The organism is Streptomyces sp. NPDC091280 (assembly GCF_044768565.1).
Taxonomy (GTDB): Bacteria; Actinomycetota; Actinomycetes; order Streptomycetales; family Streptomycetaceae; genus Streptomyces.
Genome location: NZ_JBIVUZ010000004.1, coordinates 418,274 through 430,412 on the forward strand (window position 1 = coordinate 418,274; position 12,139 = coordinate 430,412).

Here is a 12,139-nt window from a genome sequence, read left to right on the forward strand (position 1 = left end):
AGCTCTTTACCTGAGGTAACCCGTGAGTAAGTTACGTGCCAGTAACGATTGTTGACCCCTGTGCCCGACTCAGGAGGCGCGGTGCGAACTCCGTGGTGCGGGTGCCGGCAGCGGGGTCTCCGCGGCCCGCGTCACATCGGCGACCAGCTCCACCACATCGGGGCCGTAGGCCTGCGAGTTGACCACCTTCAGCAGCAGGACGAAGGTGTTGCTCCCGTGTTTGCGCGCCAACTTCTCGTGGTTGCGGGCGAGATAGCGGGTCGCCGCCTGATTGGTGATCGCGCGCTGGCCGCAGAAGAGGAACACCGGCCGCGCACCGCCGAGTTGCCCGGCGGTGAGGCGGGCGAGAAGGACGTACTCGCCCTTGCCGGGCTCAAGTCGGTAGCGCTCGCTGCCTATTTGGAACGCGCCCCGGTCGGGTCCCGGCTCGGCGTCCACGTTGACGCGGATGCCCGGCAGCAGCGAGGCCAGATGCGCGGCCATCCGGCGGTTGGAGGCCGGGCCGCCCACACAGAACTCGGTGCGTTCGCCGAAGCCCTGTTGGGTCGCGTCGTGCGCGACGACCTGGGCGTGCGCGTTGCAGTCCTTGATCAGGGCGGCGAGTTCGAGGAGCGCGAACACGTCGTGCCGCATCACCGTGAGTTCGGGGCCGCCCGCCTCGCGGTTCACCACGAGCAGCGACTCGGAGTTGTCGGGCAGCCCGAAGAACGCCTGCTTGCGCCGGAGTTTGCGCTTCCACAGGTAGGTGCGGGCGAGCCAGCCGAGCGCGGCACTGACGCCGGCGGCGGCCACGCCCAGAACGATGTTGCGCAGGTCGTCATTCATGGGCGCGCATGTTAGCGGCCCGACGTTGCTGGTACGTACCGGTGTTCGACGTGTGACGTTCGTGTGGCGGCGGCCGGAAGCGGTCTGTCGGGGCCGGTGCCGGGTCGATACGCTGCGCGGACGGTTCTGAACTGGAGGTGCGGATGCGTCGCGCTGGCGTGCGGAAGCTGACGGTCGTGGCGGTCTCGGCCGCCATCGTCTCGGTGGGGGCGGCGGCACCACCGGCCCCCTCGGCCGGAGCCACCCCCGCGAAGGTCCCGGTCGCCGTCGGCTACGGCGGCGCCGTGGCGAGCGTCGACGCGGACGCCACCGCGGCCGGCATCGAGGTCCTGAAGAAGGGCGGCAACGCGGTCGACGCGGCCGTCGCCACCGCCGCCGCGCTCGGTGTCACCGAGCCCTACTCCTCCGGGGTCGGCGGAGGCGGCTACTTCGTCTACTACGACGCCAAGTCCCGCACGGTGCACACCATCGACGGCCGCGAGACCGCACCCCTGACCGCCGGCTCCGACCTGTTCGTGGAGAACGGCAAGGCCCTCGCCTTCGCGGACGCCGTCAGCAGCGGCCTCAGCGTCGGCACCCCGGGCACCCCCGCCACCTGGCAGACGGCCCTCGACCGGTGGGGGAGCGAGAAGCTGGGCACGGTCCTCAGGCCCGCCGAGCGGATCGCGAGCGACGGCTTCACGGTCGACGACACCTTCCGCAGCCAGACGGCGGCCAACGAGACCCGCTTCCGCTACTTCCCCGACACCGCCAAGCTGTTCCTGCCCGGCGGCGCGCTCCCCGTCGTCGGCTCCACCTTCAAGAACCCCGAACTCGCCGCCACCTACAAGGAACTGGGCAAGAAGGGGATCGGCGCGATCTACCGCGGCGACCTCGGCAAGGACATCCTCGCCACGGTCAACAACCCCAAGGTGGACGCCAGTTCGGGCTGGAACGCCCGCCCCGGCAAGCTCTCCGCCAAGGACCTCGCCGCCTACCGCGCCAAACTCCAGGCGCCCACCAGGACCTCGTACCGCGGCCTCGGCGTCTACTCCATCGCGCCCTCCTCCTCCGGCGGCACGACCGTGGGCGAGGCCCTCAACATCCTGGAGAAGACGGACCTTTCGAAGGCCAGCGAGGTCCAGTACCTGCACCACTACATTGAGGCCAGCCGGATCGCGTTCGCGGACCGGGGCCGCTGGGTCGGCGACCCCGCCTTCGAGGACGTACCCACGAAGGAACTCCTCTCGCAGAAGTTCGCCGACTCGCGCGCCTGCCTCATCAAGGACGACGCGGTACTCACCAGCCCGCTGGCGCCAGCCGACCCGCGCCACCCGACCGCCTGCACCGCCACCGGGACGGCCGCGCCGACGACGTACGAGGGCGAGAACACCACCCACCTCACCGTCGCGGACAAGTGGGGCAACGTCGTCTCCTACACGCTCACCATCGAGCAGACCGGCGGCAGCGCGATGACCGTGCCCGGCCGCGGCTTCCTGCTCAACAACGAGCTGACCGACTTCTCCTTCACCCCGGCCAACCCGGCCGTCCACGACCCGAACCTGCCGGGTCCGGGCAAGCGCCCGCGCTCGTCGATCTCCCCGACGATCGTCCTCGACCAGCACAACGAGCCGGTCGTGGCGCTCGGTTCACCCGGCGGCGCGACCATCATCACGACCGTGCTCCAGACCCTCACCGAGTTCCTCGACCGGGGTCTCCCGCTCGTCGACGCCATCGCCGCGCCCCGCGCCAGCCAGCGCAACGCGGCGACCACGGAACTCGAACCGGCTCTCTACAACAGCGACTTGAAGACCCAGCTGCAAGCCATCGGGCACTCCTTCACGCTGAACCCGGAGATCGGCGCGGCGACAGGTGTCCAACGGCTGCCGAACGGCGAGTGGTTGGCCGCCGCCGAGAAGGTACGGCGCGGTGGCGGCTCGGCGGCGGTGGTCCGCCCGGCGCCGTAGCCGCCGGGCCGGAGCCGTACAGGTCGCGGTCCCGTACCCCTGGGTGCGTTTCACAGCCGCTCGGTCAGCACCCGGGGGCCCGCGTCCGTGATCGCCACCGTGTGCTCGACATGGGCCGCCCTGGAGCCGTCGTTCGTGCGCAGGGTCCAGCCGTCCGACGCCTCGTGATAGCCGTCCTTGCCGCTCCCGATGAGCATGGGCTCGATCGCCAGGGCCATGCCGTGGCGCAGCGGGAGGCCGCGGCCGGGGCGGCCCTCGTTCGGGACGCCCGGGTCCTCGTGCATCTGGCGGCCGATGCCGTGGCCGCCGAAGCCCTGGGGGATGCCGTAGCCCGCCGCGCGGCAGACCGTGCCGATCGCGTGGGCGATGTCGCCGATGCGGTTGCCCACGACGGCCGCCGCGATGCCCGCCGCGAGGGCGCGCTCGGCGGTGTCGATCAGCCGCAGGTCGGCGGGGCGGGGCGTGCCGACGGTGAAGCTGATCGCCGAGTCGCCGGCCCAGCCGTTCAGCTGGGCGCCGAAGTCGATCGAGACCAGGTCGCCGTCGCGCAGGCGGTAGCCGTCCGGGATGCCGTGCACGATCGCGTCGTTCACCGAGGCGCAGACGACCGCCGGGAACGGGGTGGGCGCGAAGGAGGGGCGGTAGCCCAGGAAGGGCGAGGACGCGCCCGCCGCGCGCAGCACCTCGTGCGCCAGCTCGTCCAGTTCCAGCAGGGACACGCCCACGTCGGCGGCCTCCCGCACCGCCGTGAGGGCGCGGGCCACGACCTGGCCCGCCTCGTACATCGCATCGAGAGACGTGTTCGTCTTGAGTTCGACCATACCAATTACTATACCGGTATTAGAATGACGGCATGGTACGCACCCCTCTCACCCCCGAAGAGCGCGAACGCGGCGAACGGCTCGGCCGGCTGCTCCGCGAGGCCCGTGGCAGCCGGAGCATGACGGACGTCGCGGCGAGCGCGGGCATCTCGGCGGAGACCCTCCGCAAGATCGAGACCGGCCGGGCCCCCACGCCCGCCTTCTTCACCGTCGCCGCGCTCGCCGACGCGCTCGGGCTGTCCATGGACCAACTCGTCGTCAGGTGTGCGCCGTTGGCGGTCTGAGGCACGTGCCGGACGCCCCGGATGTCGCGGAACCCGGCGGGCGCACAGGAGGGAGGCGTAGGCTCCGAACTCTCTGCGCCCGGCTCGAAAAGCTTCCGTAGCCGCGTCGTAACACAAATGGTGTTTTCTACGGATCGGAGCATTCCGGTCTGGCGGGAGTTGGAGCATGGCTGTGGATCAACTCCCCGGACAGGTGCGGGAGTTCGCTAACTACCTCGACCGACTCCTGGCGCGCCTCGACCAGGGCGGCGGCTGGTGCGGGGTGTTCTGGCAGCGCGATCCCGATGGTATGCAGGCCTGCCTGGGCGGCCGTGAGATACCGCCCTGGGACGTGGTGGAGGCGCTCTTCCAGGACCTCGCGGCGGAGTACGGCCCCGATGCCGCCGCCCAGGAGAAGGAGCGGGCCCGCGCCCTGCACGCGGCGGCGCTCACCGCGTTCGACGCCCGGCCCGGCAGCCGGGACGCCCTCGGCGACCGGCTCGACGTGATGCTCCGCGAGCAGAAGTACGCCGCCGAACGGCAGGCCGAACTGGGCCGCTCGCTCACCGCCGCCGGCACGCAGGAGGAGGCCGACGCCCTCCGCCTCGACCTCGCCTGGGCCCACGACGACCACGAACGCGCCACCGCCCGCTGCATCGAACTCCGCGCCCGCATCGCCGAGTTGGACAACCTCGTCCGGCTGCGCGCCGCCGGTGCCGTGCGCCGCGACCGGCACGGCAACGTGTTCCGGGTCGACGACACCTTCCAGAACCAGGACACCCGCTCCGGCGGCCAGGACCCGTACGGCGCGCCCGGCGACGGCCCGGCCCCCCGTCGCCTGCCCCGCCAGCGCGACACCGAACAGGCACCCGCCGGCGGCGCGCCCCGGAGCGGCTACGGCGGACCGGCCCACGGCGGCCCCGATCCCGTCCGCCACGACGAGGGGCCCCGCGAGCCGCGCCGAGGCTACGAGGACTTCGAGCGCGCCAACCCCGGCTACGCCGACCAGGCCCCCCTGCGGGACGACTTCCGCGGCCCCGCCACCACTCCCGCTCCTGCCGCCGGCCCCTCCGACTGGCCCGCACCCGAGCCCACGCACTCCACCGACCCCGACCCCGACCCCGACCCGGCACCCACGCCCGACCCCGCCCCCACGTCCAAGCAGCGCAAGCGCCGCCGGGGCAGCGCCCGCTTCGCCGGGATGGCCGAGGACGACACCGCCGCCACCCCCGGCCCCGCAGCCGCCGTACCGGACCTGCCGGCCCCCGCGCCCGCCGCCCGCCGCACCCCGCGCGGGGCCCGTTTCGCCGGGGCCGCGCGGCCGGTCGAGCGGACGCAGCCCAAGCGTGAGGCACTGGACGACGAGGCGCGGCAGGCCACCGTGGAGGCCGTGCAGCGGCTCGTGGGGCTGCGCCGGGAGGGCCGTAGCGGCGAGGCGCACGCGCTGCTCGCCGAGGCCGCGTACTGGCCCGCCGCGCGCTTCCCGCTGCTCGCGGCCGAGCTCCAGCGCGCCGGGCTCGGCGCGGACTGGGCGACGCTGCTGTGGGAGGCCGCCTCGCTGCCCGCCGACCGACTGGTCGGCGCGGCGGACGCGCTGGTCGCGGCCGGCCGTACGGCGGACGGCGAGCAGATCCTGCGCCAGGGCGTGGCCCGCCCGGCCGGGGAGATCGGCGAGGCGGTCCTCGCGCTCGCCGCCGAAGGCCGCCGCCGGGAGATCGGCGCCCTCCTCGACGCCTACGTCCGGGTCCGCACCCCCGAGGAAGCGGCCCGCAGCGTCGCGGCCGACCCCCAGCAGCTCGTCCCCCTGCTGGTGGAGGCGGCCCGGGGAGTCTCGGACGAACGCCACTGGGACCTCGTCCACGCACTCCGGGTGGCAGGCTTCACTGCCTGACTGGCCCATCGGCTCGCCCACCGGAGTGTGAAACGCGATCGACTCCGCGGGTTAACGACGATGGTCTTGGCAAGGCTCCTCCGGAGGCTTACGTTCATCCCTCTACGGCCTTCATCTACGGGCGTAGAGGCTCTGACGTCCCGTCGAAGGAGCAGCTCATGGCCAACGTCGTACGCGCCGCTCTGGTCCAGGCCACCTGGACCGGAGACACCGCGTCCATGGTGGCGAAACACGAGGAACACGCCCGTGAGGCGGCCCGGCAGGGGGCCAGGATCATCGGGTTCCAGGAAGTGTTCAACGCCCCCTACTTCTGTCAGGTCCAGGAACCGGAGCACTACGCCTGGGCCGAGCCGGTGCCCGACGGGCCGACCGTGCGTCGTATGCAGCAGCTCGCGCGCGAGACCGGCATGGTGATCGTCGTCCCGGTCTTCGAGGTCGAGCAGGAGGGCTTCTACTACAACACCGCGGCCGTGATCGACGCCGACGGCACCTTCCTCGGCAAGTACCGCAAGCACCACATCCCCCAGGTCAAGGGCTTCTGGGAGAAGTACTACTTCAAGCCGGGCAACGCGGGCTGGCCCGTCTTCGACACCGCCGTCGGCAAGGTCGGCGTCTACATCTGCTACGACCGCCACTTCCCGGAGGGCTGGCGCCAACTCGGCCTCAACGGCGCCCAGTTGGTCTACAACCCGTCCGCCACCTCACGCGGCCTCTCCGCCTACCTCTGGCAGCTGGAACAGCCCGCCGCGGCCGTCGCCAACGAGTACTTCGTCGCCGCCATCAACCGGGTCGGACAGGAGGAGTACGGGGACAACGACTTCTACGGCACCTCGTACTTCGTCAACCCGCGCGGCCAGTTCGTCGGCGAGGTCGCCAGCGACAAGGACGAGGAACTCGTCGTCCGCGACCTGGACTTCGGACTGATCGAAGAAGTGCGGCAGCAGTGGGCCTTCTACCGCGACCGCCGCCCCGACGCCTACGAAGGGCTGGTGCAGCCGTGACCGAGGACCTGCTGGGACGGCACCGCGCCGTGCTCCCGGACTGGCTCGCGCTCTACTACGACGACCCGCTCGAAATCACACACGGCGAGGGCCGGCACGTCTGGGACGCCGAGGGCAACAAGTACCTCGACTTCTTCGGCGGCATCCTCACCACCATGACCGCGCACGCCCTGCCCGAGGTCACCAAGGCGGTGAGCGAGCAGGCCGGGCGCATCCTGCACTCGTCCACGCTCTACCTCAACCGGCCGATGGTCGAACTCGCCGAGCGCGTCGCCCAGTTGTCCGGCATCCCCGACGCCCGCGTCTTCTTCACCACCTCGGGCACCGAGGCCAACGACACCGCCCTGCTGCTCGCGACCTCGTACCGGCGCAGCAACCAGATCCTGGCCATGCGCAACAGCTACCACGGCCGCTCCTTCAGCGCGGTCGGCATCACCGGCAACCGCGGCTGGTCCCCGACCTCGCTCTCCCCGCTCCAGACGCTCTACGTCCACGGCGGTGTCCGCACGCGCGGACCCTACGCCCACCTGTCCGACGCCGAGTTCATCGCCGCCTGCGTGGCCGACCTCAAGGACCTGCTCGGGCACGTCCGCCCGCCCGCCGCCCTCATCGCCGAACCCGTCCAGGGCGTCGGCGGGTTCACCTCCCCGCCCGACGGCCTGTACGCGGCCTTCCGCGAAGTCCTCGCCGAGCGGGGCGTGTTGTGGATCGCCGACGAGGTGCAGACCGGCTGGGGCCGCACCGGCGACCACTTCTGGGGCTGGCAGGCGCACGGCCAGAACGGCCCGCCGGACATCCTCACCTTCGCCAAGGGCATCGGCAACGGCAGCTCCATCGGCGGTGTCGTCGCCCGCGCCGACATCATGAACTGCCTCGACTCCAACAGCATCTCGACCTTCGGCGGCACCCAGATCACCATGGCGGCGGGCCTCGCCAACCTCGCCTACCTGCTGGAGCACGACCTCCAGGGCAACGCCCGGCGCGTCGGCGGCCTCCTCATCGAGCGGCTGCGCGCCGTCACCGCCGGGCACCCCGGCGTACGGGAAGTGCGCGGGCGCGGGCTGATGATCGGCGTCGAACTGGTCCGGCCGGGCACCGACGAGGCCGACCCCCAGGCCGCCTCCGCGGTGCTCGAAGCGGCCCGCGCGGGCGGGCTGCTGATCGGCAAGGGCGGCGGCCACGACACCAGCGCCCTGCGTATCGCCCCGCCGCTCTCCCTCACCGTCGCCGAGGCCGAGGAGGGCGCCGCCGTCCTCGAACAGGCGCTGGCGAGCACACAGCAGTAGCAGTACGAGCAAGGGAACGCGCTATGGCCACCATCCTGGACACCCTGGAGCCCGCCCTGTCGGTCCGACAGGTCCTGGCACTGGAACGGGTCCTCGCCGGGGAGCCCGAGGTGGTGGCCGGCGCGGGCCAACTCGACCGCGCCGTACGCTGGGTGCATGTCGCCGAGGCCGCCGACGTCGGCGTGATGCTCACCGGCGGCGAGATGGTCCTCACCACCGGAGTGCTGCTCGCCGGTGACGAGGGCGCCCAGGCCGAGTACATCCAGTCCCTGCACCGCGCCGAGGCCGCCGCCGTGGTCCTCGGTCTCGGCCGCGCCTTCCCCGCCCCGCCGGACGTGATGCGCCGCGCGGCCGAGCGCTGCGGACTGCCCATGGTGGTGCTCCACCGCCCCTTCCCCTTCGCGGAGTTGACGGAAGAGGTCCAGTCCCGGCTGGTGCGGCGCAAGTTCGCCGCCGTCAGCCTCTCCGAGGCGGTACGCACCGCCCTCACCGGACTCATCACCAACGGCGCCCCGTTGCAGAGCCTGCTGGACGAGGTCGCCGCGCACAGTGCCTGTCCCGTGGTCGTCACCAACCTCGCGCACCGTGTCCTGGCCACGGCGGGGGAGCGGTCCGCCGTCGACGACGTGCTGCGCGACTGGGAGCGCATCTCCCGGCAGGCCGGCGGCAGCGAGGGCGACGGCTGGATCCGCGCCGAACTGGGCGGACGCGGCGAACGCTGGGGCCAGATCATGCTGTGCGGCCACCGCGGCGACACCGCCACCGGCCGCCTCCTCGCCGACCGCGCCGCCGAGGCCCTGGTCCTGCACCGCATGCTCGGCGGCTCCGCCCACACCTGGGAGGAGCAGTCCGCGCAGAGCCTGCTCACCGACCTGGCGAGCGGAGTCGTACCGGCCCGCCAACTCCTGCCCCGCGCGAGGGCGGCCGGACTTCCCGTCAACCGGCGCAGCTTCGTACCGATGGTCGTCCGCGACGGCGACACCGCCCAACTGGACCGCGTCCTACGGCTGTTGGGACTGCCCGGACTCGTCGCCGAGCTGGCCGACGGGGTCACCGCCGTGCTGCTCAGCCTGCCCCGCGACCAGGACGCGGACGCCCTCGCCGCGCACTTCGCGACCCGGCTGCGCACCGAGTCGGGGGCGTTGAAGGCGGTGGTGGCCGCCGCCGCGCAGCGCACCGTCTGGGACGACGTGCCCGCCGGACTCCGCGAGGCCCAGCACGTCGCCGACGCGGTGGCCGACTCCAGCGACGCCCTCGAACTCCCCACCGTCGTACGCCTCAAGGACGTCCATCTGCGCGGCCTGATCCGGCTGTTGCGGGACGACCCGCAGGTGCAGTCCTTCGCGGAACGGGAATTGGACGGCCTGCTGTGCGCGGCCGACGAGGACCTGCTCGCCGTACTGCGCACCTATCTGGCCACCGGCCGCAACAAGTCGCGCACCGCTCAGCTCCACCATGTCTCGCGGCCCGCGCTGTACCGCCGGCTGGAGGCGATAGAGGGCCGGCTCGGAGTGGACCTCGACGATTTCGAGCAGGCCGCGTCGGTGCACATCGCGCTCCTCGCGCACGACGCGCAACAGGGGTGAAACATGGGACTACCTGCGAAAACGGCGGTGAAACATGCGGCCGGACGAGGGTGACACGGTGGAACGCCGGGTGTCCGCAGACGTGACACCGTGCAACTCAAAGACGACTTCCGGACTTCCTAGGCTCCTGCCACACCTAGCGACCGGAGGTCCCGATGAGCACCGTGATTCGTGCCGCCCTGTTCCAGACAGCCTGGACGGGCGACAAGGAGTCCATGATCCAGGTCCACGAACAGGCGGTCCGCGACGCCGCCGCGCAGGGTGCGCAAGTCCTGTGCTTCCAGGAGCTGTTCTACGGCCCGTACTTCTGCCAGGTCCAGGACAAGGCGTTCTACGAGTACGCCGAGGCGATCCCGGACGGCCCGATCGTCAAGCGCTTCCAGGCGCTCGCCAAGGAGCACGGCATCGTCCTGGTCCTGCCGATGTACGAGGAGGAGCAGCCCGGCGTCCTCTACAACACGGCGGCCGTGATCGACGCGGACGGCTCCTACCTCGGCAAGTACCGCAAGCACCACATCCCCCAAGTCCCCGGATTCTGGGAGAAGTTCTACTTCCGTCCGGGCAACGCGGGCTGGCCGGTCTTCGACACCAAGGTCGGGAAGATCGGTGTCTACATCTGCTACGACCGCCACTTCCCGGAGGGCTGGCGCGCCCTGGGCCTGGCGGGCGCGGAGATCGTCTTCAACCCGTCGGCCACCTCGCGCGGACTGTCGGCGTACCTCTGGCAGCTGGAGCAGCCCGCTGCCGCCGCCGCCAACGAGTACTTCGTCGGTGCCATCAACCGGGTCGGCGTCGAGGAGCTGGGCGACAACGACTTCTACGGCACGACCTACTTCGTCGACCCGGAGGCCCAGTTCGTCGGCGAGGTGGCCAGCGACAAGGAGCCCGAACTGGTCGTCCGGGACCTCGATCTGGCCAAGCTGCGGGAGGTCCGCGACCGCTGGCAGTTCTACCGCGACCGCCGCCCGGAGGCGTACGGCCCGCTGACCGCACCGTAAGACACGCAGGCCCTTCGCGCCCCTGAGGGAGCCGCGCTCCCTCAGGGGCGCCGGGCACTGCGCGCCCAGCCCCCACAGACCCGCACCAGACCACAATCCAGCGGAGTCAAACAATGAGCACCCGTACCGTCATCCGCAACGGCCTAGTCATCACCGCGTCCGACGAACTCCACGCCGACGTCCTGATCGAGGACGGCCGCATCGCGGCCCTGGCCACCACCGGTACGCCGACGGCCGACGCGTGGACCGCCGAGCGGGTCATCGACGCCACCGGGAAGTACGTCATCCCGGGCGGGGTCGACGCCCACACCCACATGGAGATGCCGTTCGGCGGCACCAAGGCCGCCGACACCTTCGAGACCGGCACCCGGGCCGCCGCCTGGGGCGGTACGACGACCATCGTCGACTTCGCGATCCAGAGCGTCGGCGGCGCCCTCCGTGAGGGCCTCGACGCCTGGCACGCCAAGGCCGAGGGCAACTGCGCCATCGACTACGGCTTCCACATGATCGTCTCCGACGTCAACGAGGACACCCTCAAGGAGATGGACCTGCTGGTCGAGGAGGGCGTCACCTCCTTCAAGCAGTTCATGGCCTACCCGGGCGTCTTCTACAGCGACGACGGCCAGATCCTGCGCGCCATGCAACGCGCCGCCGACAACGGCGGGTTGATCATGATGCACGCCGAGAACGGCATCGCCATCGACGTCCTGGTCGAACAGGCGCTGGCCCGCGGCGAGACCGACCCCCGCTACCACGGCGAGGTCCGCAAGTCCCTCCTCGAAGCCGAGGCCACCCACCGCGCCATCAAGCTCGCCCAGGTCGCCGGCGCCCCGCTCTACGTCGTGCACGTCTCCGCGATGGAGGCCGTCGCCGAACTGGCCAAGGCGCGCGACGAGGGTCTTCCCGTCTTCGGCGAGACGTGTCCGCAGTACCTGTTCCTGTCCACCGACAACCTCGCCGAGCCCGACTTCGAGGGCGCGAAGTACGTGTGCAGCACCCCGCTCCGCCCCAGGGAGCACCAGGCCAAGCTGTGGCAGGGTCTGCGCACCAACGACCTCCAGGTGGTCTCCACCGACCACTGCCCCTTCTGCTTCGTGGGCCAGAAGGAACTGGGCCGGGGCGACTTCTCGAAGATCCCCAACGGCATGCCGGGCGTCGAGAACCGCATGGACCTGCTCCACCAGGGCGTCGTCGACGGGCACATCAGCCGCCGCCGCTGGATCGAGATCGCCTGCGCCTCCCCGGCGCGGATGTTCGGCCTCTACCCGAAGAAGGGCACCATCGCCCCGGGCGCCGACGCCGACGTCGTCATCTACGACCCGCACGCCGAGCAGACCGTCTCCGCCGAGACCCACCACATGAACGTCGACTACTCGGCGTACGAGGGCAAGCGCCTCACCGGCCGGGTCGAGACCGTCCTCTCGCGCGGCGAACTCGTCATCACCGAGCGGGAGTACACCGGGCACGCGGGCCACGGCGTGTACACCCCGCGCTCCACCAGTCAGTACCTCAACTAGGAGTG

Annotated in this window: 10 protein-coding genes; 8 read left to right on the forward strand and 2 right to left on the reverse strand. The window is 71.5% G+C overall.

Going from position 1 to position 12,139, the window contains the following annotated elements; all coding sequences use genetic code 11:
- Nucleotides 1-69: 69 nt before the first annotated feature.
- A complete protein-coding gene (locus ACIQPR_RS15160) occupies nucleotides 70-825 on the reverse strand; it encodes a hypothetical protein (RefSeq protein WP_403647396.1) in 756 nt (251 codons plus the stop codon).
- A gap of 143 nt (nucleotides 826-968) precedes the next feature.
- On the opposite strand from ACIQPR_RS15160, the gene ggt reads away from it, so the two are divergent.
- On the forward strand, nucleotides 969-2,771 hold the full coding sequence (ggt, locus tag ACIQPR_RS15165; protein WP_403647399.1) for a gamma-glutamyltransferase: 1,803 nt from the start codon (nucleotides 969-971) through the stop codon (nucleotides 2,769-2,771).
- A 50-nt stretch (nucleotides 2,772-2,821) separates the two neighbouring features.
- On the opposite strand, the gene map is transcribed toward ggt, so the two are convergent.
- Nucleotides 2,822-3,592: a type I methionyl aminopeptidase gene (map, locus tag ACIQPR_RS15170; RefSeq protein WP_403647402.1), complete on the reverse strand. Its 771-nt coding sequence runs from the start codon at nucleotides 3,590-3,592 to the stop codon at nucleotides 2,822-2,824.
- A gap of 32 nt (nucleotides 3,593-3,624) precedes the next feature.
- Here map and ACIQPR_RS15175 point away from each other — a divergent pair, with 32 nt between their 5' ends.
- The 7 genes from ACIQPR_RS15175 to hydA all read left to right on the forward strand — a co-directional run bounded on the left by ACIQPR_RS15175 (nucleotide 3,625) and on the right by hydA (nucleotide 12,134).
- Nucleotides 3,625-3,876, forward strand: a complete 252-nt coding sequence (locus ACIQPR_RS15175; protein ID WP_403647405.1) for a helix-turn-helix domain-containing protein — start codon at nucleotides 3,625-3,627, stop codon at nucleotides 3,874-3,876.
- A 166-nt stretch (nucleotides 3,877-4,042) separates the two neighbouring features.
- A complete protein-coding gene (locus ACIQPR_RS15180; RefSeq protein ID WP_403647408.1) occupies nucleotides 4,043-5,746 on the forward strand; it encodes a hypothetical protein in 1,704 nt (567 codons plus the stop codon).
- A 158-nt stretch (nucleotides 5,747-5,904) separates the two neighbouring features.
- Nucleotides 5,905-6,747, forward strand: a complete 843-nt coding sequence (locus tag ACIQPR_RS15185) for a nitrilase-related carbon-nitrogen hydrolase (protein ID WP_403647411.1) — start codon at nucleotides 5,905-5,907, stop codon at nucleotides 6,745-6,747.
- Nucleotides 6,744-8,033 carry an aspartate aminotransferase family protein gene (locus ACIQPR_RS15190; protein ID WP_403647414.1) on the forward strand — a complete coding sequence of 430 codons (1,290 nt, stop codon included), beginning with the start codon at nucleotides 6,744-6,746 and terminating at the stop codon, nucleotides 8,031-8,033. The genes ACIQPR_RS15185 and ACIQPR_RS15190 overlap by 4 nt, the downstream gene beginning before the upstream one ends.
- 23 nt (nucleotides 8,034-8,056) lie before the next feature.
- Entirely contained in the window at nucleotides 8,057-9,619 is a 1,563-nt protein-coding gene (locus tag ACIQPR_RS15195) for a PucR family transcriptional regulator (protein ID WP_403647417.1), read from the forward strand.
- A 155-nt stretch (nucleotides 9,620-9,774) separates the two neighbouring features.
- Nucleotides 9,775-10,617 carry a nitrilase-related carbon-nitrogen hydrolase gene (locus tag ACIQPR_RS15200; protein ID WP_403647420.1) on the forward strand — a complete coding sequence of 281 codons (843 nt, stop codon included), beginning with the start codon at nucleotides 9,775-9,777 and terminating at the stop codon, nucleotides 10,615-10,617.
- 113 nt (nucleotides 10,618-10,730) lie between these two features.
- Complete coding sequence (gene hydA, locus ACIQPR_RS15205) at nucleotides 10,731-12,134, forward strand: dihydropyrimidinase (RefSeq protein WP_403647423.1); 1,404 nt, start codon at nucleotides 10,731-10,733, stop codon at nucleotides 12,132-12,134.
- Nucleotides 12,135-12,139 lie beyond the last annotated feature (5 nt).